This is a genomic window from Plantactinospora veratri (genome assembly GCF_036421995.1).
GTDB classification, from domain to species: Bacteria; Actinomycetota; Actinomycetes; order Mycobacteriales; family Micromonosporaceae; genus Plantactinospora; species Plantactinospora veratri.
In genome coordinates this window covers 102628-124431 of the sequence record NZ_JAZGQL010000009.1, presented here as the reverse complement: position 1 = coordinate 124431, position 21804 = coordinate 102628, and the positions used below count along the sequence as shown (strand labels likewise).

General features: G+C 68.7%; 18 protein-coding genes and 1 pseudogene. 11 read left to right on the top strand and 8 right to left on the bottom strand.

Going from position 1 to position 21804, the window contains the following annotated elements; all coding sequences use genetic code 11:
- Positions 1 to 41: 41 nt before the first annotated feature.
- A complete protein-coding gene (smpB, locus tag V1634_RS15425) occupies positions 42 to 566 on the bottom strand; it encodes an SsrA-binding protein SmpB (RefSeq protein ID WP_331208617.1) in 525 nt (174 codons plus the stop codon).
- Between the two features lie 140 nt (positions 567 to 706).
- Between smpB and V1634_RS15420 the strand changes: the two genes are divergently transcribed.
- A complete protein-coding gene (locus V1634_RS15420; RefSeq protein WP_331208499.1) occupies positions 707 to 1453 on the top strand; it encodes an HAD family hydrolase in 747 nt (248 codons plus the stop codon).
- Positions 1454 to 1475: 22 nt separating this feature from the next.
- Here the strand turns inward: V1634_RS15420 and V1634_RS15415 are convergent, their stop codons facing one another.
- The 3 genes from V1634_RS15415 to V1634_RS15405 all read right to left on the bottom strand — a co-directional run bounded on the left by V1634_RS15415 (position 1476) and on the right by V1634_RS15405 (position 5863).
- Positions 1476 to 2417 carry a diacylglycerol/lipid kinase family protein gene (locus V1634_RS15415; RefSeq protein ID WP_331208498.1) on the bottom strand — a complete coding sequence of 314 codons (942 nt, stop codon included), beginning with the start codon at positions 2415 to 2417 and terminating at the stop codon, positions 1476 to 1478.
- Positions 2418 to 2505: 88 nt separating this feature from the next.
- A complete protein-coding gene (htpG, locus tag V1634_RS15410; RefSeq protein ID WP_331208497.1) occupies positions 2506 to 4419 on the bottom strand; it encodes a molecular chaperone HtpG in 1914 nt (637 codons plus the stop codon).
- A 61-nt stretch (positions 4420 to 4480) separates the two neighbouring features.
- On the bottom strand, positions 4481 to 5863 hold the full coding sequence (locus tag V1634_RS15405) for a helix-turn-helix domain-containing protein (protein ID WP_331208616.1): 1383 nt from the start codon (positions 5861 to 5863) through the stop codon (positions 4481 to 4483).
- Between the two features lie 297 nt (positions 5864 to 6160).
- Here V1634_RS15405 and V1634_RS15400 point away from each other — a divergent pair, with 297 nt between their 5' ends.
- From V1634_RS15400 to V1634_RS15375, 6 genes and pseudogenes are all read left to right on the top strand, one after another.
- Complete coding sequence (locus V1634_RS15400; RefSeq protein ID WP_331208496.1) at positions 6161 to 7375, top strand: helix-turn-helix domain-containing protein; 1215 nt, start codon at positions 6161 to 6163, stop codon at positions 7373 to 7375.
- A gap of 228 nt (positions 7376 to 7603) precedes the next feature.
- Positions 7604 to 9349: a class I SAM-dependent DNA methyltransferase gene (locus tag V1634_RS15395; protein WP_331208495.1), complete on the top strand. Its 1746-nt coding sequence runs from the start codon at positions 7604 to 7606 to the stop codon at positions 9347 to 9349.
- A gap of 35 nt (positions 9350 to 9384) precedes the next feature.
- Positions 9385 to 10554: a restriction endonuclease subunit S gene (locus tag V1634_RS15390; protein WP_331208494.1), complete on the top strand. Its 1170-nt coding sequence runs from the start codon at positions 9385 to 9387 to the stop codon at positions 10552 to 10554.
- The gene (locus V1634_RS15385; protein WP_331208493.1) at positions 10554 to 13691 is read left to right on the top strand and encodes a type I restriction endonuclease subunit R; all 3138 of its coding nucleotides are present in this window, start codon (positions 10554 to 10556) and stop codon (positions 13689 to 13691) included. The genes V1634_RS15390 and V1634_RS15385 overlap by 1 nt, the downstream gene beginning before the upstream one ends.
- 113 nt (positions 13692 to 13804) lie before the next feature.
- Positions 13805 to 14090: pseudogene (locus V1634_RS15380) on the top strand (DUF427 domain-containing protein).
- A gap of 40 nt (positions 14091 to 14130) precedes the next feature.
- Positions 14131 to 14343, top strand: coding sequence for a hypothetical protein (locus V1634_RS15375; RefSeq protein WP_331208492.1), 213 nt, complete (start codon positions 14131 to 14133; stop codon positions 14341 to 14343).
- An 84-nt stretch (positions 14344 to 14427) separates the two neighbouring features.
- Here V1634_RS15375 and V1634_RS15370 read toward each other — a convergent pair whose 3' ends face one another.
- Positions 14428 to 14871, bottom strand: coding sequence for an SRPBCC family protein (locus tag V1634_RS15370; RefSeq protein ID WP_331208491.1), 444 nt, complete (start codon positions 14869 to 14871; stop codon positions 14428 to 14430).
- A 53-nt stretch (positions 14872 to 14924) separates the two neighbouring features.
- Here V1634_RS15370 and V1634_RS15365 point away from each other — a divergent pair, with 53 nt between their 5' ends.
- Positions 14925 to 15542, top strand: a complete 618-nt coding sequence (locus V1634_RS15365; RefSeq protein WP_331208490.1) for a TetR/AcrR family transcriptional regulator — start codon at positions 14925 to 14927, stop codon at positions 15540 to 15542.
- 1 nt (position 15543) lies between these two features.
- Here the strand turns inward: V1634_RS15365 and V1634_RS15360 are convergent, their stop codons facing one another.
- Together V1634_RS15360 and V1634_RS15355 are read right to left on the bottom strand one after the other, a co-directional pair.
- Positions 15544 to 16809 (bottom strand): alpha/beta hydrolase family protein, encoded by a 1266-nt coding sequence (locus V1634_RS15360; protein ID WP_331208489.1) that lies wholly within the window; start codon positions 16807 to 16809, stop codon positions 15544 to 15546.
- Positions 16810 to 17069: 260 nt separating this feature from the next.
- Positions 17070 to 17855 (bottom strand): helix-turn-helix domain-containing protein, encoded by a 786-nt coding sequence (locus tag V1634_RS15355; RefSeq protein WP_331208615.1) that lies wholly within the window; start codon positions 17853 to 17855, stop codon positions 17070 to 17072.
- A 599-nt stretch (positions 17856 to 18454) separates the two neighbouring features.
- Between V1634_RS15355 and V1634_RS15350 the strand changes: the two genes are divergently transcribed.
- The gene (locus V1634_RS15350; protein ID WP_331208488.1) at positions 18455 to 18706 is read left to right on the top strand and encodes a flavin reductase; all 252 of its coding nucleotides are present in this window, start codon (positions 18455 to 18457) and stop codon (positions 18704 to 18706) included.
- Positions 18707 to 18852: 146 nt separating this feature from the next.
- Here V1634_RS15350 and V1634_RS15345 read toward each other — a convergent pair whose 3' ends face one another.
- Positions 18853 to 19593: a D-Ala-D-Ala carboxypeptidase family metallohydrolase gene (locus V1634_RS15345; RefSeq protein ID WP_331208487.1), complete on the bottom strand. Its 741-nt coding sequence runs from the start codon at positions 19591 to 19593 to the stop codon at positions 18853 to 18855.
- A gap of 226 nt (positions 19594 to 19819) precedes the next feature.
- Between V1634_RS15345 and V1634_RS15340 the strand changes: the two genes are divergently transcribed.
- Positions 19820 to 20104, top strand: a complete 285-nt coding sequence (locus V1634_RS15340; protein WP_331208486.1) for a DUF427 domain-containing protein — start codon at positions 19820 to 19822, stop codon at positions 20102 to 20104.
- A gap of 389 nt (positions 20105 to 20493) precedes the next feature.
- Positions 20494 to 21747 (top strand): formamidase, encoded by a 1254-nt coding sequence (gene fmdA, locus V1634_RS15335; protein ID WP_331208485.1) that lies wholly within the window; start codon positions 20494 to 20496, stop codon positions 21745 to 21747.
- Positions 21748 to 21804 lie beyond the last annotated feature (57 nt).

Genomic DNA, 21804 nt, shown 5'->3' with positions numbered 1-21804 from the left:
GAGCCGACCTCGGTCGACGCCGGTCGGTCGGGGGCTGCGGGTCAGGAGTGCCCGGTCGCCCGGTGCCGCTGGGAGATGCCCTTGAGGTGCCGCCCCAACTCCCGGGCGATCTCCCGGTTGGCGTCCCGCTCGGCCAGCGCCTGGCGCTTGTCGTAGGACCGCTTGCCGCGTGCGACGCCGAGTTCGACCTTGGCCCAGCCGTTGGAGAAATACAGTGCCAACGGCACCAGGGTCAGCCCGGGATCGCGGATCCGGTCCAGGATCTTGTTGATCTCCACGCGCCGCAGCAGCAGTTTCCGCATCCGCTTCGGCTGGTGGTTCGTCCAGGTCCCGTAGGCGTACTCCGCGATGTGCAGCCCGTAGAGCCAGAGTTCGCCGTCGCGCTCCTGGGCGAACGCGTCGACCAGCGACGCCTGCCCGGCCCGCAGCGACTTGACCTCGGTGCCGCGCAGCACGATCCCCGCCTCGTACGTCTTCAGGACGGCGTACTCGTGCCGCGCCTTCTTGTTCGAGGCGATGAGCCTGCGCTCGGCTTCCCTGGACGCGACGACCTCCCCAGCGTCTATCCCCAGCCTCTCGACCCGGCACCTCGGGCCGCCCGGCCGCACCGGGCAGCCAGACTATACGCACCAGGTCAGCACCGGATCGACGGATTTTCCCGACGTCGCCGAGGCTCGGCGTCGGGGCCGGATGGAATAATTCGCCGATGCCCGCCGCCGGCCCCACCCATATCCTCTTCGACTTCTTCGGCACCCTGGTCGCCTACTCGGCCAGCCGCACCGAACAGGGCTATCCGGGCTCACACGCACTGCTCCGGCGGCTCGGCGCCGACCTGGACTACGCCGAATTCCTGACCGCCTGGTCGGGGGCCTTCGCCGAGTTCGACCGACGCAGCGAGGAGAACGACTCCGAGTTCTCCATGATCGAGGTCGGCACGGTCTTCCTGACCGACCTCCTCGGCCGGTCGCCGGCACCGGAGGACGCCGACGCGTTCGTCCGGGAGTACGTCCGGGAGTGGAACACCGGCGTGCGCTACCTCCCCGGCGTCCCCGAACTGGTACGCGACCTGCACCGCGACCACCGGCTCGCGGTCGTCACCAACACCCACCAGCCGGGCCTGGTCCCCGACCACCTCGCGGCGATGGGGCTGGCGGAGTACTTCGACGCCGTCGTCGCCTCGGTGGAACTGGGCTGGTGCAAGCCGCACCCCCGGATCTACGCCACCGCGCTGGAGACCCTCGGCATCGACGCCGGTTCGGCGGTCTTCGTCGGCGACAGCTACCGGCCCGATTTCGTCGGTCCCGAGCGGGCCGGCATCCGGGCCTACCTGATCGACCCCGAGCGGCGCACCCCGGTGCCGGAGGCCCGCCGGCTCGACTCCATCCTCGACCTGCCCGCCCGGCTGCGCGGCCGGCAGGCCGACGACGACCGGCTCGCCGGCTCCGCCCACTGACCCGGGCGCGGCCGGTCGGGGGTCAGGACTCCTCCTCCGGTACGCAGACCGTCAGCGCGCCGGGGGCGACCCGGGCCTTCAGCCGGGTGACCCGGTCGCGGGCGCCGCCGTCCAGCTCGTAGGTCATCGGCTCGGCGAACCGGACGTTGATCTTCCGGCCCCGGGTGATCCGGACGAACGGCGAGGAGTCGGACCGGCCGACCGCCATCTGACCGAGGGTGCGGACCCAGTCCAGTACCCCGCTGGCGGTCGCCACGCCGACCTCCAGACAGCCGTCGTCGGGGCGGGCGTCGTCGAAGGCCGGGATGCCGCCGGTGATCGTGCCGACGTTGCCGAAGAGTACGCAGCTCGCCTCCCCCTCGAACCAGTCCGCGCCGTCCACCCGGATCCGCATCCGGGTCGTCTCGCTGCGGACGTGCCGCAGCCCGGTCCAGACGTACGCCAGCCGGCCCAGCCGGTCCTTCAGGTCGCGGTCGGCGTCCCGGATCATCTCCCCGTCGAAACCCGCGCCGGCCATCACCGCGAAGTGTTCGCCGCCGAGCCGTCCCAGGTCGAGCCGTCGGCGCGGCCCGGTCAGCCCGATCCGGACCGCCTCGGCCAGATCCTCCGGGATGCCGAGGTTGGTGGCGAGCAGGTTCGCCGTACCGGCGGGCAGGATCGCCAGGGCCGCGTCCGAGCCGGCCAGCGCGTCGGAACAGCGCTGCACCATGCCGTCCCCGCCCCAGACGAAGATCAGCTCGGCGCCCTTGTCGAGCGCCTTGCGTACCTTCTTCGGCGCCTTGCGGCTCTTCGGCACCTCGTACCAGAGCAGGTCTTCGACTCCGGCGCCACGCAGCCGGGAGCGGAGTTCGTCGAGTCCGCCGCCGAGGGACTTCTTCCGGTGCGCGACGACCGCGACCCGGGCCACCTGGGCCGGGGTCACGGCCGGTCCGGGCGGCGGGGCGGCGGCGGGCTCAGCGGTCATCGTCGTACTCATGGCGCTGGTCTTACCCAGCGGCCCGGGTCGCCAAGCGGGTCGCCTGGCGCCCCGGGCCGTCGGGCGTGCCGCGTGCTCAGAGGGTACGCGCGAGCCGCTCGGCGAGCAGCCGGGTGAACCGGGCCGGGTCGCCGAGTTCGCCGCCCTCGGCGAGCAGCGCCATCCCGTAGAGCAGTTCGGCGGTTTCGGCCACGGTCGGGTCCTCCTTGCGCTGCCCGTACGCCTCGCGCAGCCCGGTCACCAGCGGGTGCGTCGGGTTGAGTTCCAGGATCCGCTTCACCACCGGCATCTCCTGCCCCATCGCCCGGTACATCTTCTCCAGGGTCGGGGTCATGTCCTGGGCGTCGCCGACGATGCAGGCCGGTGAGGTGGTCAGCCGGGACGAGAGCCGCACCTCCTTGACGTTCTCCGCGAGCTGGGTGCTCAGCCAGCCGAGCAGGTCGGCGAAGTCCTTCTCCTGCTGCTCCCGCTCCGCACCGGCGTTCTCCTTCTCCTCGTCGGTGTCGAGGTCGACCTGCCCCTTGGCGATCGACTGGAACTTCTTCCCGTCGAACTCCGGCACCGAGGAGACCCACATCTCGTCGATCGGGTCGGTGAGCAGCAACACCTCGTAGCCCCTGGCCCGGAACGCCTCCATGTGCGGCGAGTTCTCGATCATGGTGCGGGACTCGCCGGTGGAGTAGTAGATGTCGGTCTGCCCCTCCTTCATCCGCTCGACGTACTCGGCGAGGGTGGTCAACTGCTCCGGGTCGTGGGTGGAGGCGAACGAGGCGATCTCCAGGATCGTCTTCTGGTTGTCGAAGTCGTCGAGCAGGCCCTCCTTGACCGCCCGACCGAACTCCGACCAGAAGGTCCGGTAGCGCTCGGCGTCGTTCGTCTGCATCTCCTTGACCGTGGAGAGCACCTTCTTGACCAGGCGGCGGCGCATCAACTGGATGTGCCGGTCCTTCTGGAGGATCTCCCGGGAGATGTTCAGCGACAGGTCCTGCGCGTCCACCACACCCTTGACGAAGCGCAGGTATTCCGGCATCAGCTCCTGGCAGTCGTCCATGATGAAGACCCGCTTGACGTAGAGCTGCACGCCGCGCTTGGCGCCCCGCATGAAGAGGTCGAACGGTGCGCGGGACGGGATGAAGAGCAGCGACTCGTACTCGAAGGTCCCCTCGGCCCGCATGTGGATGGTCTCCAGCGGGTCGGTCCAGTCGTGGCTGAGGTGCCGGTAGAACTCCTTGTACTCGTCTTCCTTGACGTCGTCCTTCGACCGCGCCCAGAGCGCCTTCATCGAGTTGAGCGTCTCGGTCTCGGTGGTGGTCTTGCCGTCGTTGTCGGTCCGCTCGACCGACATCCGGATCGGCCAGGCGATGAAGTCCGAGTAGCGCTTGACGATTTCCCGGATCTTCCACTCGGCGGTGTAGTCGAAGAGCTGGTCCTCGGCGTCCTCCGGCCGGAGGTGCAGGGTCACCGAGGTGCCCTGCGGCGCCTCGTCGACGGTCTCGACGACGTAGGTGGCGCCGCCGTCGGATTCCCAGCGCGTCGCGGTGGACTCACCGGCCCGCCGGGTCAGCAGGGTCACCTTGTCGGCGACCATGAAGCTGGAGTAGAAACCGACGCCGAACTGTCCGATCAGGTCCTGCGAGCCGGCCGCGTCCCTGGACTCCTTGATCTTTTCCAGGAGTTCCGCCGTGCCGGACTTGGCGATGGTGCCGATGAGGATGACGACCTCGTCCCGGGACATCCCGATGCCGTTGTCCCGGACGGTGAGGGTACGCGCCTCCCGGTCGACCTCGATGGTGATGTGCAGGTCGGAGGTGTCGACCGCCAGATCCTTGTCGGCGAATGCCGCCAGCCGCAGTTTGTCCAGCGCGTCCGAGGCGTTGGAGATGAGTTCCCGCAGGAAGATGTCCTTGTTCGAATAGATCGAATGGACCATCAGCTGGAGTAGCTGACGCGCCTCGGCCTGGAACTCGAAAGTCTCGGTCCCGGTGCTCATGTGATCCTCCACGAAATGCCCGCTGCGGTGGTCACGGAGCGACGCCGGTGATCGGTGATCATTACCGGGTTACGCTCCGGATAGCCGGCGCCATCGTAAATGACTCCGACCCGGTGGCCGCGAACGCCCGGTCAGACGGTGACGCCGAGGGCTTCGGCGAGGCGGGCGACCGACGGTTCGGGACGATCCGCCGCGCGCAGCACCGCGCCGAGCAGCTCCCGGGCGGCGGGCCGCGCCCGTACCTCCGCCGCCGCGGTCCGCTCCGCCGCCAGCACCGTCCGCCCGGCCGCGACCGGATCACCGCTTGCAGGTGGGCGCGGGCCAAATCGAGCAGGTACGCCGCGCGTACGGCGATCGGCAGCCGCTGGTGATCCCGGTCGGCGGCCCGTTCCGCCGTTCCGGCGCGGGTCTGCTCGCCGTCGCCCAACTCGACGGCGACCGCCACCCCCACGATGCCGACCAGGGCCGGTCCGAAGCAGGTCCGGTAGTGGTCGCGTCCCGGCCCCACGTGGCGCGCCACCGCCTTGGCCTGGTCGAGCAGTTCGATCGTGCTGGCCCGGTCACCGAGGGCCGCCGCGCTCAGCGCCGCGTGCAACAGCAGCGTCCCGTACACCGAGAGGTGTTCGGCGGCGCCGCGCGGCGGATTCGGTCCGACGACGCCGGCTGGCGGGTTCGGCCTGGCTGCGGGCTTCAGGGTCAGACCGGCGATGCCGGCGAGGCGGTGCGCGGTCACGATGCAGAGCTCGTACGCGTGCCGGGGCCGACCGCTCTCGCGCACCACGTCGGCCAGGGGGATCGCGGCGCGCGCAGCCCACCAGGGGTCGCCGGAGTCCGCGCCCAGCGCCATGGCCCGGTCGGCGGCCAGCCACGCAAGATCGGGCACGTCGAGCCGACGCAGCACCTCGGCGGCGATCTGATAGACCTGCCCGAGCAGTACGTCCGGCCGCCGATCCGGGCCGTCGGCCCGGTCCCCGGTCCGCGCGTCGGCGCAACGCCACTGGGCGGCGCAGATCAGCGCCGGCAGGCTGCGCAGCAGCGGCGGGTAGTCCGCTCGGCCGAGGGAGAGCCAGGCGTGCGCCACCGCCTGCTCCAGTTCGGGCACGCTCGGCACGCGTATCGGCCGCTGGCCGAGCCGCACCTCGTGCCGGGTCAACGCCGCGCGCAGCGCCGCCACCTCCGGCGCCGGGCATGACCGGTCGCGGCCGGCGTCGGCAGCGTCGATGAGCTGGGCGGCGGAGATCCGCAGTACGTCGGCGATCTCGCGCAGCACGGAGAGCTTGTCGAGGTTGCGTACGCCCCGCTCGACCTTGTCGACCCACGACTTGGACTTGCCGAGCCGGTCGGCGAGGACCTGCTGCGACATCCGGCGCTGGCCACGCCAGTACGCCACCCGGCGCCCCACCGGCAGGTCGTCGGGAAGTCCCCGGCCGGTCAGCCGGTCCATTGCCACCGCTCGCAGTGCCACCCGGGCCGGGACGGCGGATGCGGTGGCTCCGACGCCGGCTCCGGCTTGTGCCGAGTCATCGCCACCTGGGCGGATAGCCCCGCCGGCCCTGCCCACTCCAACGACCCACACCTACCTCCCAGCGGCTGGGGTGGGGGCCCACACGGGGAAATGAGCCCCCACCCGACCTCGGCGTGCCGCCCATTACGGGACTGCACAGGAGTCGCCACTACCCTCGGGCAGCAATAGCGCTGAGTAGTCGGCCCACGCCTTTGACAACACATGCCAGGGGGATTCATGGAGACCTTCGGAGTGCTGCTCCGGCGCCTGCGAACCGCCGCCGGGCTGTCCCTGCGGGACCTCTCCCGAAGGGTCAACTACGACCACAGCTACCTGTCGCAGATCGAACGCGGCGCCAAGCGCCCGACACCGGTGATCGCCGCGGCTTGCGACCGGGCACTGGACAGCGGTGGCATGCTGGTAGAGGCATACGAACGCCACGCTGGTGAGGTCGATATGCAAAGGCGAACTGTTCTACGCGCACTCAGCGGACTCGCCGCTTCCGCGCCCGTCCTGACCCAACTGGAAGCCCTCCGGCACGGCATGGGCGCCGCGATCGGGGCCGACGCCGACGAGTGGGAGCAGGTGGTGGCCGACTACGGCTACGCCTTCTACCGGCAGCCGCACGCCCTACTCATGGAGCAGTTGACGTCGGATCTGACCGTGCTCCAGACGCTGATCGCCAACACCACCGGGGCACGACGAGCACGGCTGTCGGACACGGCGGCACATCTCTCCGTCGTCGCCGCGGCGCTGCTCTTCGCTGGCGGACAAGCCGCATTGTCCCAACGCTGGCGACGGACGGCCCGCCAAGCCGCCGCCGACTCCCACGACAGCGAAACGGCGGTGAGGGTGCGGGCGTGGGAGGTCGTCAACGGCTGCTATGCCGGCCAGGATCCCCAGGCGGTGTTGCGATTGTCTGAGGAAGCGGTCAGTCTCGCCGCCGGCCGGGTCTCCCCCGCCGTCGCGGGGTTGCACGCCGGACGGGCGCAACTCCTGGCCATGCAGGGCCGAACTGAGGAGGCGCGAGCCGAGATGCGCCGGGTCGTCGACATCACCGGGCAGCTCCCCGCCGTCCCTGCCAGAGAGGACGATTCGCTCTGGGCGTGGCCCGAGCAGCGGCTTCGCCACACCGAGTCGTTCGTCTACACCCACATCGGGGATACTCCGGCCGCTTCAGCGGCACAGGACCGGGCCGTGGCGCTCTACCCGAGCAGCCAGGCGCGGCTGCGTACCCAGGTGGAGTTGCACCGGGCCTGCGGCCTGATCCGCGACGGCCACATCCCCGACGGGCTCCGACACGCCGCAGACGTACTGGACCGCCTCCCCACCGAACAGCGCACCGACACCCTGCGCAGCGTGGCCCACCAGGTGCTGGCCGCCGTACCCGAACGAGAGATGAACCGCCCAGCCGTCACCGACCTGCGGGCACGAATCACCACCACCTCGTAGCCGCCCAGCGTGCTCGCCTGCCGTCGCTGGACCGGTCCCGCACTTCCAATCACCGGTTGGCCGTCGAGGGTATCCGCCACCGGGCTTATGGCATGCCGGTCTCGTGATGCGCGATGATGTCCTACGACGCACCGACTGCGACAGAATGTGCGACGCCACCTGCTCGGACGGCACGCGCGGCTTTGCGCTGGCTGTCCAGCATCTGTCGTTGACTGATCAAGGAGCCTTGTGAGCACCCTCGGTAGTTTTATTTGGTCGATCGCCGACCAGCTTCGGGGCCCCTACCGCCCCAACCAGTACGGCAATGTAATTCTCCCGCTCACAATCCTGCGACGCCTCGACTGCATCCTTGAGCCCGACCGGGAGACTGTGCGCGCGCTGGCGGCGAAGTACGACAACCCTGTGCGGCTCAAGATCGAGGTCAAGAAGGCGACCGGCAGGCCGTTCTACAACACCTCGAACTACTCCTTCGCCAACCTGCTGGCTGACGCCGATGGGCTGGCGGACAACCTGGCCGATTACATCGACCGGTTCTCGCCCGATGTCGACGTGTTCCAATACTTCGACTTCAAGAAGGAAATTCTCGCCCTAGAGAAGGCGGAGTTGCTGCGCGAGGTCATCAAGTCCTTCCAGGCTGTCGACCTGCATCCAGACGTCGTCTCCAACGCCGACATGGGCGATGCGTTCGAGTACATCATCCGCAAGTTCAACGAGGCCGCGAACGAGACCTCCGGTGACCACTACACCCCGAGGGACGCGATCCGGCTGCTGGTCGACCTGCTCTTCGCCGAGAAGGACGCCGAGCTGACCGAGGCCGGCATCGTCCGCTCGCTGTACGACCCCACCGCGGGCACCGGCGGCATGCTCGCCCTGGCCGAGGAGCACCTGCTCGCACACAACCCCGGCGCGAAGCTGAGCCTGTACGGCCAGGAGTACAACCCGCAGTCGTACGCGATCTGCAAGTCCGACCTGCTGGCCAAGGGGCACGACGCGACCAACATCGCCTTCGGCAACACCCTCACCGACGACGCGTTCAGGGGCCGCCAGTTCGACTTCTGCATGTCCAACCCGCCGTACGGCGTCGACTGGAAGCAGTACGCCAAGGCGGTCACGAAGGAGCGCGACGAAGCCGGCCCCTACGGTCGGTTCGCCCCTGGCCTCCCGGCGACCTCGGACGGGCAGATGCTCTTCCTGCTCCACCTGGCCCACAAAATGCGAAGGCCGGAGGACGGCGGCGGCCGGGCCGGCATCGTGATGAACGGCTCGCCGCTCTTCAACGGCGCCGCCGACTCCGGCCCCTCCAACATCCGCAAGTGGCTGCTGGAGAACGACCTGGTCGATGCCATCGTCGCGCTGTCGACGAACATGTTCTTCAACACCGGCATCGCCACCTACATCTGGATCCTCGACAACACCAAGCACCCGGACCGCAAGGGCCTGGTCCAGCTCATCGACGGCACGTCGTTCTGGACCAAGATGCGCAAGAACCTCGGTGCCAAGGGCCGCGAGATCAGCGATGCCGACCGCGCCAAGGTGGTGAAGTTGTACGCCGACTTCACCGACGCCGATCCGGACTACTCCAAGGTGCTGCGCACCGACGAGTTCGGCTACTGGACCGTCACCGTCGAACGCCCTCTTCTCGACGAGGACGGCAAGCCCGTCGTCGACCGCAAGGGCAATCCCAAGCCGGACACCAAGAAGCGCGACACCGAGAACGTGCCATTCACCTACGGCGGCTCGACCGCCGGTGCGGCCGGAAAAATCGAGGTCATCCGCGCCTACTTCGAGGCCGAGGTGAAGCCGCACGTCCCCGACGCCTGGATCGACTGGACAAAGGTCAAAACCGGCTACGAGATCCCCTTCACCCGCCACTTCTACAAGTACGTCCCACCCCGCCCCCTCGCCGAGATCGATGCAGACCTAGAAAAGCAGGTCGCCAAGATCCTCGATCTGCTGCGGGAGGTCGAGCAGTGAAGTCGGATCGGTGGCCGAGCGCTCCTGTCCGCCGCATGGGCACCTTGGTAGGCGGCGGAACACCGACGGCAGACTCGAAAAACTGGGACGGTGACGTCCCGTTCGTGACCCCGCCTGATCTCCGACCGGTAGTTGGAAGCGTTGTGCACACCACGCAACGGACTCTCACTGCTGAGGGTGCCGCTGCTGGTTCTTCGACTGTCCCGGAAGGATCGGTGCTTCTGTCGATCCGAGCTCCTATCGGATATGTTGCGAAAACCTCAAGCGCGATGGCTTTCAACCAGGGTTGTCGAGCCATCGTCCCGTACAACGGAACATCGGCGCGCTACCTCACTTACGCACTTGTTGCGGCTGGAGCCGAGTTGGACTCGCTCGGTCGGGGGACGACCTTCATGGAACTCTCCGCCGCGCAGATGGCTGCCCTTGAACTGCCCGTACCGCCGCTGGAGGAGCAGCGCGCCATCGCCGACTACCTCGACCGCGAGACCGCCCGCATCGACACGCTCATCAAGGAACAGCAGCGCCTGATCGAGATGCTCCGCGAGCGCCGTCAGGCTGTCATCGATGATGCGTTCTCAACTCTCGGTGAACCCAGCGTACAACTACGCCGATACATCGACTTCCTGACGAGCGGCTCCCGTGGCTGGGGCGACTACTACGCCGATCAGGGGGAGCGTTTCCTCCGGATCGGGAATCTGCCGCGCGCCAACCTCGAAATCCGCGGTGAAATCCAGTTTGTGAACCTTCCGGCTGACGTGACAGAGGGCTCACGAACAATGCTCCAAAAAAGCGATTTACTCTTCTCTATTACCGCGTATCTAGGATCTGTGGCCGTAGTCGAGGGCGATTGGCTTGGCGCGTATGTAAGTCAACACGTCGCACTTTGCCGCTTAGATTGTGATCGGGTGGACTCAAGGTTCATCGGTTGGTTTATGCTCAGCACAATAGGCCAGAACCAGCTAAACGAAGGCGCAGCGGGTGGCACGAAGATGCAGTTGGCGCTCGATGATATTCGAGAGCTTCGGGTGCCGACGGCTCCCGTTGAGCAGCAACGCCGCATTGCTGCGCATCTAGACAGGCAGACCGCCAAGATCGATGCTCTGGTCACCGAGACTGAGCGTTTTATCGAATACGCCCACGAGCGGCGGGCGGCGTTGATTACGGCGGCGGTGACGGGGCAGATCGACGTACGAGAGATGGTGTGATGGCCGACCACCACGAGGTCGTCTTCGAGTCCGAGATCTGCGCGTACCTGGAAGCCCACGGGTGGCTCTACTCGGCGAGCGACACCGGCTACGACCGGGAGCGGGCGCTCTTCCCCGAGGACCTGTTCGCGTGGCTGGAGGACACCCAGGCGGCGGCGTACGCGAAGGCTTTGAAGGCTGCGGGGTCGCAGGCGAAGTTCCTCGACGTGCTGACCACGGCGCTCGACAAGCCTCTCGAACACGGCGGCGGGACGCTGAACATCCTGCGCAACGGAGTGCAGTACATCGGTGGTGGCCGGTTGAAGATGGCGCAGTTCCGCCCCGAGACCAGCCTGAACGCGACCACCAACGAGCAGTACGCGGCGATGCGGGTGCGGGTGATGCGGCAGGTGCACTTCTCCACCGCCGACCGCCGCAGCATCGACTTGGTCTTCTTCGTCAACGGGCTCCCGGTGGCCACCGTCGAGCTGAAGACCGACTTCACTCAGTCTCTCGACGAGGCGATCAACCAGTACCGCAAGCATCGGCTGCCGCTGACCAACGGGAGGCCGGAGCCGCTGTTGTCGTTCGGGCATCGGGCGTTGGTGCACTTCGCGGTCTCCAACGACCGGGCCGCGATGACCACCAGGTTGGAGGGTGACAAGACGCAGTTCCTGCCGTTCGACATGGGGTACGAGAGTGGCGCGGGGAATCCGCCGGGTGAGGGCGGGCGGTCGGCGACGGCGTACCTGTGGGAGCGGGTCTGGGAGAAGGAAGCCTGGCTCAACATCATCGGTCGGCTGATGATCGTGGAGACCAGGGAGGAGTGGGACGTCGCGACCGGAACGTCGGTACGGCGTACGAGCATGCTCTTTCCGCGGTTCCACCAGTGGGAGGCCGTGACGAAGATCGTGGCAGCGGTGCGCGAGGAGGGGGTGGGGCATCGCTACCTGATCGAGCACTCGGCAGGGTCGGGGAAGACGAACACCATCGCCTGGACCGCGCACGGGCTGGCGCGGCTACACGTCAACGACGAGAAGGTCTTCGACTCGGTGATCGTGGTCGTGGACCGCAACGTGCTCGACGGGCAGCTCCAGGAGGCCATCCGGCAGATCGACGGGTCGGGGAAGATCGTGGCCACGATCAGCCCCGAAGACGTCCGCAAGGCGGGAGCGAAGTCGAAATCCGGGCTGCTGGCGACCGCGTTGAAGAACGGCGAGCTGATCATCGCGGTGACGGTGCAGACCTTCCCGCACGCCCTCGACGCGATCCGGGCCGACAGGGGCCTGAAAGGTAAGCGGTTCGCGGTGATCGCCGACGAGGCGCACTCCTCGCAGTCCGGCCAGATCTCTCGGAAGCTGAGGGACGTGCTCACCGCAGAGGAAATCAAGGATATCGAGGACGGTGGCGAGGTCGACGTCGAGGCGGTCCTGGCTGCGGAGATGGCCGAGCGGGCCGAGTCGAAGCACATCTCCTACTTCGCGTTCACGGCGACGCCGAAGAACAAGACCCTGGAGCTGTTCGGCCGCAAGGGTCCTGACGGGAAGCCGGTCGAGTTCCACATCTACTCGATGCGGCAGGCGATCGAGGAGGGCTACATCCTCGACGTGCTCAGGGGCTACCAGTCCTACGACACCGCGTTGAAGATCGACGGACGAGCCGCGAGCGGCAACGGCGACAAGATGGTGGAGGAGGCCGTAGCGCGCAAGGGGCTGATGCGGTGGGTGAAGCTGCACCCGACCAACATCAGCCAGAAAGTGGAGATCATCGTCGAGCACTTCCACGCCAACGTCGCCCACCTGCTGGAAGGCAGGGCGAAGGCGATGGTCGTGACCGACTCGCGCAAGGCCGCGGTGAAGTACAAGAAGGCGATCGACGCCTACATCGCCAAGCGGGCCGCCAAGGACGCCTCGTACAGCTACCGCACCCTGGTCGCCTTCTCCAACTCCGTGACTATGGCCGAGGACGAGGAATGGACCTCCGACTGGGGGCCGCAGCCGAGCAAGGACGACGAGTTCACCGAGGCCAACCTCAACCCCGGCGCTGGCACGGACCTGGCCGCCGCGTTCAAGGGCGGAACGTACAAAATCATGTTGGTCGCCAACAAGTTCCAGACAGGGTTCGACCAGCCGTTGCTCTCGGCGATGTACGTCGACAGAAAGCTATCCGGGGTCACCGCCGTGCAGACGCTGTCCCGGCTCAACCGCACCCACCGCACTGCGGGTGGGGAGCAGAAGCACAAGACGTTCGTCATCGACTTCGTGAACAAGCCGGAGGACATCCGGACCGCGTTCGAGCCGTACTTCACCAACGCCACGTTGGAGACCGAGACCGACCCGTACATTGTCGTCCACCTCGCCAACAAGCTCGCCCAGGCCGGGATCTACACGCCTGAGCAGGTGCGCGAGGTCGCCAAACTGTGGTACGCCCGCAAAGGCAACAACGCGCTCTCGGCCGCGATCAGCCCGGCCAAGAACGACTTCGCCCGCCGCTACGCGGCGGCGATTGAGGCCGACGACAAGGTCACCCTCAACACCCTCGACCTGTTCCGCAAGGACGTCTCCACCTACGTCCGGCTCTACGACTTCATGAGCCAGATCGTCGACTACGGCGACCCGTACATGGAGATGTTGTCGATCTTCCTGCGGCTCCTGGAGAAGGTCATCGCCGAATCCTCCTGGGCCGCGGAGGTCGACCTGTCCGACGTGGTCCTGGTCGGGGTCAAGCACAACAAGGCGACCGCAGTCGACATCTCGCTGACCGGTGACGGCCAGCTCAAGGGCATCGGCGCCGCCGGCACCGGTGCACGAAAGGAGCCGAAGTACGTTGCACTACAGGTCGTCATCGACAAGATGAACGACCTTTTCGGCGCCGAGTCGTTCGCCGAGTCTCAAGTCCGTGAGTTCGTGCAGGGACTGTTGCAGCGGCTGCTCGCCTACCCGGACCTGGTCAACCAGACCAAGGTGAACTCGAAGAAGCAGTTCATGGAGTCGCAGGACTTCCAGGCAGCGGTCACTGAGGCAGTGGTCGAGAACCAGGAGGCCCACAACACCATGGCCGACTACTTCTTCAGCGACGGCCCTGGCATCAACGGTGTCATCGTGGCGCTCGCGGACGCCTTCTACGAGACAGCAATCGACCAGCGGACCGCCGTGTGAGCAGGCGCGTCAATGCGACGTAGACAAGTCGACGGCCTCGAACGTCCTCGGCGATGATGTCCGCTCGCTGCGCGGCGGTTCGGCAGCACGGATCCTCGGCACAGTCTGGGCACATGCCGAAAGCCATCTGGCACGACCTGGTCGTCGCCGAGAGCACGGACACCGTCGTGGTCGAGGGCAACCATTACTTTCCGCGTATCGCACTACGGGAGGACCTGGTCCGAGGCTCCGACACGGCACACCGTCTGCCCGTGGAAGGGCATGGCTTCCTGCTACTCGTTGGAGCACGACGTACGCCGTAGCGTCGACGCCGTGTGGTATTACCCCGAGCCGAAACCGGGGGCCGAGATGATGCGGGACCGGGTCGCATTCTGGAAGGACGTCGAGGTCATCGACTGACAGGCGCACGGCTGCTTGCGCGTTCAACACCACCGAGACGATGACCCGGCAGATCGTGGGCACCGCGCCGTACATGGCGCCGGAGCGGTTCCGGGACAACAACGGCGGGCACGCGTACCCCGGTGTCGAGGACAGCCCCGCCGCCGAGTCGGCGTGGTCCGCCGCGTACGCGTTGTTCGAGCGGATCGACAACAGCCGGCGGCGAATCGGGTGGCCGCGCTGTGCCCGGTGTACCGGTGCAGCCGCCCGCTGACCCGCTGCCGGCGTTGCGCGCGCCGGTTGTCCGGTCGGCAGTCCGGGAGCGGTGATCAGCTCGGACGGGTTGTGGTGGCGGTGTTTAGCTCGTGCGTGTGGCGGCGGCGTGCGCGGCGAGGCCGGCCGCGACCTGGCCGATGAACCGGTGCAGCGCCCGCCGGTAGAGCCAGCCGGTCCCCGGCACCCTGGCGGCGAAGGTGGAGTGCCAGCGGATCGAGGTGCCGCCGCGCTCCGGGGTGAGGTCGACGTCGGCCCGGTAGTCGCGCAGCGGCAGCCCGGAGAGGAGTTCGTAGCTGAACCGGCGGTCCGGCACCCGCTCGACCACCCGCTCGCGGCTGGTGAGCCAGCCGGTCCGGAAGATCCGGATCGCGCCGACCCCCTCCGGCTCGTCCGGGCCGGGGCGTTCCAGCTCGAAGGAGCCCAGCGGTGACCAGCCGGGCCAACCGGCGCCGTCGACCAGCAGCGCGTAGACCACCGCCGGGCTGGCCGTGGTGTGCACCCGTACGTCGATCTCTTCTCGGGCCACTGTCCGCACCCTCCCCAACTCATGTACCAACTGGTACATGTACCGTATGGTACATGTCTGCCGGAGTACGGGAAGAGCTGCTCGCCCGGGTCGTCGACCGGATCGCCGACCAGGGCGTCGGCGCGCTGAGCCTGCGCCGGCTGGCGGCGGACCTCGGCACCAGCCACCGGATGCTGATCTACCACTTCGGCTCCAAGGAGGGGCTGCTCGTCGAGGTGGTCCGGGAGATCGAGCGCCGGCAGCGGGCCGCACTGGCCAGTCTGGAGTTCGACCCGGCAACCGCACCGGCGGACGCGATCCGCAGCATGTGGCGCCGGCTGGCCGACCCGGCGCTCTGGCCGTACGAGCGGCTCTTCTTCGAGCTGTACGGCCAGGCGGTACAGGGCTATCCGGGCACCACGGCCCTGCTGGAGGGGGTGGTGGACAGTTGGCTGGACCTCAACGTCGAACTCGCCACCCGGCGGGGCGTACCGGCCGAACTGGCCCGCACGCACGCCCGGCTCGGGCTGGCGGTGATCCGGGGACTGCTGCTCGACCTGCTCGCCACCGGCGACCGGGCCGGCACCGACGCGGCGCTGGAAGCCTTCGCCGCCGGTTACGAGGCGGGCCTGCCGGCCGGCCCGGCCGAGAGCGCGGGCGCCCGCCCGACGGGACGGACACCCGCGCGGTAGGTCAGGGCCGCACGAAGGTCACGTCGGGGTGCCGGGGCGACGGGTCCCGAAGCAGCGGCTGCGGCCGTCCCCGCAGATGCTGGTCGAAGAAGGCCCCGAGGTAGGCCCGCAGCGACCCGACGATCCGGTCCGGGTCGACGGTGCCGATCGATCCGGCGACCAGATCCGGCGGCAGCGGGAACACCTCGGCGAGCTGCGGCAGCAGTGCCTGGTGGTCGGTGAAGGTGAAGTGCTCACCCTCGGCCACGTGGAGATCCAGCTTCCAGCCGGTGGACTTCGCCCAGAAGCCCGCCCAGTCCCGGGCGTGCTGGTGCGTGTGCGGCGCCCCGGAACTCTGCCCGGCCCCCATCAGCAGGAACGGCCGGTCCAACCCCTGGTGTACGACGTCGCCGAAGTCCCCGGCCGAGAAGCTGTAGGCGAGACTGCCGTCCATGTCCACCCCGGCGTCCAGCCGGCGGTCCAGCAGCATCGTCTCGGCCGCCGTGAAGCCCCCGGCGGAGTGGCCGAACATCCCGACCCGGGACATGTCGAGCCCAGCGCCGACGCCGAGCGGCAGTCGCCGTCCCTCGGCGTCCGGGTTGCCACCCCGGGCGAGCAACGCGAGCTGGTCGAGGACGAAACGGGTGTCCCGGACCCGGGTCTCGAGCATCCGGTGGTTGAGTTCGGTCGGGTCGACGTCGGGAAGCTGCTGCACCTCGACCCGACCGCCCGGAAATTCAAGCTCCGGCGTCTCGTAGGTGTGGTCGACCGTCACCACCACGTACCCCCGGCTGGCCAGTTCGGTCACCAGCATCGTGCCGTTCGCCCGGGGCACTCCCCCGCCGGGTGAGAAGAGGACGACCGGGTGGCCGCCGTGCCGGGGGCGTACCGGCACACCGGTCCGGGCGTGCGTGGCGATCCCGGCCCAGTCGACCTGGCCGGTGGGGAAACCGAGCTGCGCGTCGGTGCGCGCGGCGAACCGCTGCCCCGCCAGCGGTGGCAGGTACGGCGCCGGCCGCCCGCCGTGGGCGGTGAGCGCCGGATACCAGAGGCTCACCATCAGTTCTCTCGGCCGCCCCGGCACCCACGGGTCGGGGCGGGCGGCGTCGACCAGGTGCAGTTCGCTGGTGCCGACCGGATACGGGCCGGTCGGCTCGGGCAGGCTCAGCCGCAGCGGCGGTGCGGGTGGCGTGGTCCCGGCCGAAGCCACCGGGGCGGCGGCCGGTACCGACACGGCCAGCAGTGCCACGAGCCCGCCGAGCAACCAGCGTCGAGAAGGTATTCGCATACCCGCAGACTGTCCCGCGAGAGCACCCGGGCACATCTGCCGAAGGTGCCCACCGGTACCCGGAGAAATCTCAGGGGAGTCTCGACCGGAAACCAGGGTGCGCGGCCCGATGACCGGACACGGCAACGCCCTCGTAGCGGGAGTATGCGCGGGTCTCGGCGGTGTCCGGCAGATCGGGTGTCAGCTGGACGCGGGGCGAGGTTGCCGACGAGCCACACCGGTATCACCGCACCGGCTGCTCTTGATCCACTTGCCGCCGGTCAGATCCACTTCTCCGCCACTTCCTGTATCAACTCGGCGGACTGCTGCCGTGGAAGCGCCTCACTCCGAACGGCCTCCCATGCCCGCTGTAGTACCGCCAGGTCGTCCGCATTCTCGATCACCTGCCAAGCCAACTGGTTGTCGAGATAGCCGGTCTCGCTCCGGTCCCGCGCCGTGGCGATCGCGAATGGACCGTTCAGTCCGGGGTACGCGCCGACCGACATGGGGACGACGTGCAGCCGCACGTGCGGCAGGGCGCACGCGGCTACCAGTGCGTCCAACTGTTCACGCATGACAGCCGGCCCACCGACAGGGCGGTGCAACAGTTCCTCGTCCAGTACGGCCGTGAAGTCCACCGGGGCCTCCCGGGTCAGTACCGCCTGGCGAGCGAGGCGCATGGCGAGCCGACGCTCCGCCTCCTCAAGGTTGGTCAACCCTGCCTCGGTGAGCACCGCTCGGGCGTACGCCTCGGTCTGTAACAGGCCTGGCACGACCAGAGCCTGAAACGACCGCAACGACACCGCTCCCTCTTCGACGGTCCACCAGTCGATGAACCACTGGGAGGAGCCGAGCCGGGCGGCGAGGCGGCCGAGTGCGCCGCCGGTCTGTAGGGCGCCGTCGACGGCGGCCCAGAAACCGGGCGGTGGTTTACGACGCCCACTCTCGATCATCGCGATGGTGGAGGCCGCCCATGGAATATGGCCGGCCAGATCCTCCTGCGTCATTCCGCGCGCGTCCCGGGTCAGTCGGAGTTCGTCGAGAAGATAGCGAACTCGATCATCCATGCTCACACCGTCCTCACAGGTCCGACCGGCGCGCCACACACCGCTCACGATGCGCCGTGACCACCCACAATCCGGCGCTACGCCTTCCGAGGATAGGACCGGGAAGGCCACTGTGGAAGGGACGAACTTCCGCTCGCATCGGCCCCGATCCCATTTTCGAGGAGAGAAGAAGCTAATGATTCCGGTAGGTCGAACAAAGGCGCGCCATCGCCGGGACTGGCGGCGACTCTGGCGGTACTGCCGATGTGGCTGGCGCTGGCGCTGCCCGGACTCGGTCGAACTCGTCCCGATGCCGTACCCGCCGCCGCCGGACCCGGACCGGGCGGTGGTCGTACTCCCGGATCCGCCGCCACCGGCCGGCGTTCGCGCCGTGGCCGGACCGCCGGACCCGCCGCCTCCGGTGCCGCGCGCCCGTGCCGTCAACAGCCGGTTCCCGCTCCGGAACTCCCCCGGCTCCCACGAGGTCGGCCGGGTCGGTCCGATGGCCCCGGCCCAGGCTCACCGCGCGGGCCGCAGCGGGCGCGCGGAACGTGCGGTGCGGTGATTCGGCCCGAGCCGGGCGGCCGGCCCGGTCGGCGTACCGAGGATCAGCGAACAGCATGACCCGGCCGCTCCTCAGCCGCCGTCGTCCACACGTCCATACCCGCCCGCTCTTCCTCTGCCGGGCCTGCGGGGCGAAATGGCCCTGCCAGCCGGCCCGGCTCGTCCTGCTCGCCATGTACCAGGACGACCGGCAGGGGCTGCGGATGCACCTCGCTCGCAAGCTGCTGACCGCACTGGCCGACCAGCCGCGCAGCGACGCGGTCACGCTGGCCACGCATTTCCTCGGCTGGCTGCCCCCGGAAGACTGAGGTTTCGTCACCCGACCGCGGGGGGGGGGGGCCCCGCCCCGCGGCCCCCCCCCCCCCCCCGCCGCATGCGTCGGGCCGCCGGGCCCGTCTCGCCGTCGACCGTCCCGTCGCCCCGCCCCGCCGCCGACGGGCGTCCGGGGATGAGGTCAGGAGACTCCGCAGGAACTCGCCGACCAGGTACGGCTCGACTTGTGCGCCACGTGGGTGTGGTCGCTGTGTCCGGGGTAACCGGGGCCGAGGATCTCCCGCCAGCCGTGGTTACGGGCCTGCTGGGCGAGGCGGCACAGGGAGTGCGGGTTGACGCCGAGGTCGACCGCGTCGCCGTAGAGGTGCCGGCTGGTGGCCGAGCCGCCGACCGCGTTGTTGCAGGCGTGGCTGCGGAACGCGCTGGTGACCCGGATCTGCTGGTCGCCGAGGGCGTGCCGCATGGCCTGGAGCTTCCACATGTTCACCAGGGCGTTGAAGCGGGCGGTGGAGGCTGAGACCGCGCCGCCGGACCAGTCCGAGTTGCAGTTGTTCAGCTCGGCGTAGCTGAAGTTCACCGGGGTGCAGTCGTCGTCCTGGAGGGCGTAGATCCGGTCGAACGTCTGCGGGCCGGCGATGCCGTCGGCGCCGAGCCCGTACGCCTGCTGGAAGCGAACCACCGCGGCCCGGGTGGCCGGACCGAAGGCGCCGTCGATGGTGAGTACCGCGTTGTAGCCGGGGTAACCGGCGACCCGGATCTGCAACTGTCGTACGTCCTCGCCGGACATTCCCTCCGAGAGGGTCCGGCCCCAGGCGTAGCAGCCGTCGGCCTGGGCGGGGCCGGCGGTGGTCACGGTCGCGACGAGGGTGGCCGCGGCGGCCATGGTGAGCGCCGCGAGGATTCTGACGGTACGTCTGAACAAGGGGTCCTCCATACCGAGCGGGGGTTGAATATCGACGAGGATGGCTGTCCGCAGATCACAAGTCAATATCTTGCAGTGACCTTTTGTGACTCGGCGCTTTCCTTCACCCGCCGGAGACGCCCCGTTCACCGCCCCGCCGCCGGGCGGATCGACCAGTTGGCCGGGAGGGACCGGTCCGAGACGCCGGTCGGGTGCCGGCCCGGTCTGACCGGAATAGTCTGGGCTGATGCCGAAAGCCATTTGGAACGATCTGGTCATCGCGGAGAGCGCCGACACCGTCGTGGTCGAGGGGAACCACTACTTCCCGCGTACGGCCCTGCGGGACGACCTGGTACGGGAGTCGGACACGCACACCGTCTGCCCCTGGAAGGGCACCGCGTCGTACTACACCCTGGAACACGAGGGCCGGCGCAGCGTCGACGCCGTCTGGTACTACCCGGAGCCGAAGCCGGACGCCGAGATGGTCCGGGACCGGGTCGCCTTCTGGAAGGACGTCACGGTCGTCGACTGATCCCCCGCCACCCGGGCAGCCCACCCGTCGGCCGCCAATTGCGGCATTAGCCTGCGAAGTCGCCCCACCGGGTCCGATCCTGAACCCGTGGCGACGTACGAGTACCGGTGTCCCCGGGACGGGGTCATCCCGGCCCGGTTTCCGATCGGGCAGGCTCCCGCGCGGCTCCGTTGCGCGACCTGCGCGGCGGAGGCCGCCCGGGTCTTCTCGGCGCCGTCGCTGCGTGCCATGCCGCGGCCTCTGGTCGCGGCCCTCGATTGGGCCGGCCGCAGCGCCGAAGCACCGGAGGTGGTGTCCCGGGTCCCCGGCCGACGCGGCGCGGCGGCCCGGCCGGTCCATCCCGGGCACGCCCGTCTGCCACGACCCTGACGGGTGAAAGGGAAGCCGCGATGCCCGAGCTGTTGTATCCGCTGGACTCGACGAAGAAGTTCACCGAGCAGGAACTGATGGGCCACAACCGGTGGCATCCGGAGATCCCGCCGGTCGCCACCGTCCGCCCCGGCCAGTCGTTCCGGGTGCACTGCCGGGAGTGGTTCGACGGCGCGATCCACAACGACGACTCGGCCGAGGACGTCCGGGACGCGCCGTTGGAGATCGTGCACGCGCTCAGCGGCCCGTTCTCGGTCAGTGGTGCCGAGCCCGGCGACCTGCTGGTGGTCGACATCCTCGACGTGGGGCCGATCCCGCAGGAGGATTCGGGCCCGCTCGCCGGGCAGGGCTGGGGCTACACCGGCATCTTCCCGAAGCAGAACGGCGGCGGCTTCCTGACCGACTACTTCCCGGACGCGTACAAGGCGATCTGGGACTTCAGCGGGCAGCAGGCCACCTCCCGGCACGTTCCCGGGGTGACCTTCACCGGGATGATCCACCCGGGTCTGATGGGTACCGCCCCCTCGCCGGCGCTGCTGGCGAAGTGGAACGAGCGGGAGGGGGCGCTGCGGGCCACCGACCCGGACCGGGTACCGCCGCTGTCGCTGCCACCACTGCCGGACGGGGCGATCCTCGGCTCGCTGACCGGTGGCGACTTCGATCGGGTCGCGGCGGAGGCGGCCCGGACCGCGCCGCCCCGGGAGAACGGCGGCAACCAGGACATCAAGAACATGACCAAGGGAACCAGGGTCTTCTATCCGGTGTACGTCCCCGGCGCCAACCTCTCCGTGGGCGACCTGCACTTCTCCCAGGGCGACGGTGAGATCACCTTCTGTGGTGCGATCGAGATGGGCGGCTTCATCGACCTGCACGTGGACGTGATCAAGGGCGGGATGACCATGTACGGGGTGTCGGAGAACGCGATCTTCCTGCCGGGGATCGTGGCTCCGCAGTACAGCCAGTGGCTGGCCTTCTCCGGCATCTCGGTCAGCACCGACGGGGAGCAGCGCTATCTCGACTCGCAGCTCGCGTTCCAGCGCGCCTGCCTGCACGCGATCGAGTACCTGTCCCGCTTCGGCTACAGCCCGGAGCAGGCGTACCTGATCCTCGGCGCCGCCCCGATCGAGGGGCGCTTCTCCGGGGTGGTGGACATTCCGAACGCGTGCGCGACGGTGTACCTGCCGACCGCGATCTTCGACGTCGACGTACGCCCCTCGTCCGCCGGGCCGACCCGGGTCGATCAGGGCCAGGGCGCCCCGAAGGCGACCTTCTGACGCCCCGCCAGATCCCTGGGCACGACAGAATTGATCGACTTTGCGCCATCTGAGCGC

Coding starts and splice junctions, on each gene's coding strand:
- V1634_RS15420 (WP_331208499.1), top strand. CDS start 707: ATGCCCGCCGCCGGCCCCACCCATATCCTCTTCGACTTCTTCGGCACC.
- V1634_RS15415 (WP_331208498.1), bottom strand. CDS start 2,417: ATGACCGCTGAGCCCGCCGCCGCCCCGCCGCCCGGACCGGCCGTGACC.
- htpG (WP_331208497.1), bottom strand. CDS start 4,419: ATGAGCACCGGGACCGAGACTTTCGAGTTCCAGGCCGAGGCGCGTCAG.
- V1634_RS15405 (WP_331208616.1), bottom strand. CDS start 5,863: ATGGACCGGCTGACCGGCCGGGGACTTCCCGACGACCTGCCGGTGGGG.
- V1634_RS15400 (WP_331208496.1), top strand. CDS start 6,161: ATGGAGACCTTCGGAGTGCTGCTCCGGCGCCTGCGAACCGCCGCCGGG.
- V1634_RS15390 (WP_331208494.1), top strand. CDS start 9,385: ATGGGCACCTTGGTAGGCGGCGGAACACCGACGGCAGACTCGAAAAAC.
- V1634_RS15385 (WP_331208493.1), top strand. CDS start 10,554: ATGGCCGACCACCACGAGGTCGTCTTCGAGTCCGAGATCTGCGCGTAC.
- V1634_RS15375 (WP_331208492.1), top strand. CDS start 14,131: ATGACCCGGCAGATCGTGGGCACCGCGCCGTACATGGCGCCGGAGCGG.
- V1634_RS15365 (WP_331208490.1), top strand. CDS start 14,925: ATGTCTGCCGGAGTACGGGAAGAGCTGCTCGCCCGGGTCGTCGACCGG.
- V1634_RS15360 (WP_331208489.1), bottom strand. CDS start 16,809: ATGCGAATACCTTCTCGACGCTGGTTGCTCGGCGGGCTCGTGGCACTG.
- V1634_RS15355 (WP_331208615.1), bottom strand. CDS start 17,855: ATGGATGATCGAGTTCGCTATCTTCTCGACGAACTCCGACTGACCCGG.
- V1634_RS15350 (WP_331208488.1), top strand. CDS start 18,455: ATGACCCGGCCGCTCCTCAGCCGCCGTCGTCCACACGTCCATACCCGC.
- V1634_RS15340 (WP_331208486.1), top strand. CDS start 19,820: ATGCCGAAAGCCATTTGGAACGATCTGGTCATCGCGGAGAGCGCCGAC.
- fmdA (WP_331208485.1), top strand. CDS start 20,494: ATGCCCGAGCTGTTGTATCCGCTGGACTCGACGAAGAAGTTCACCGAG.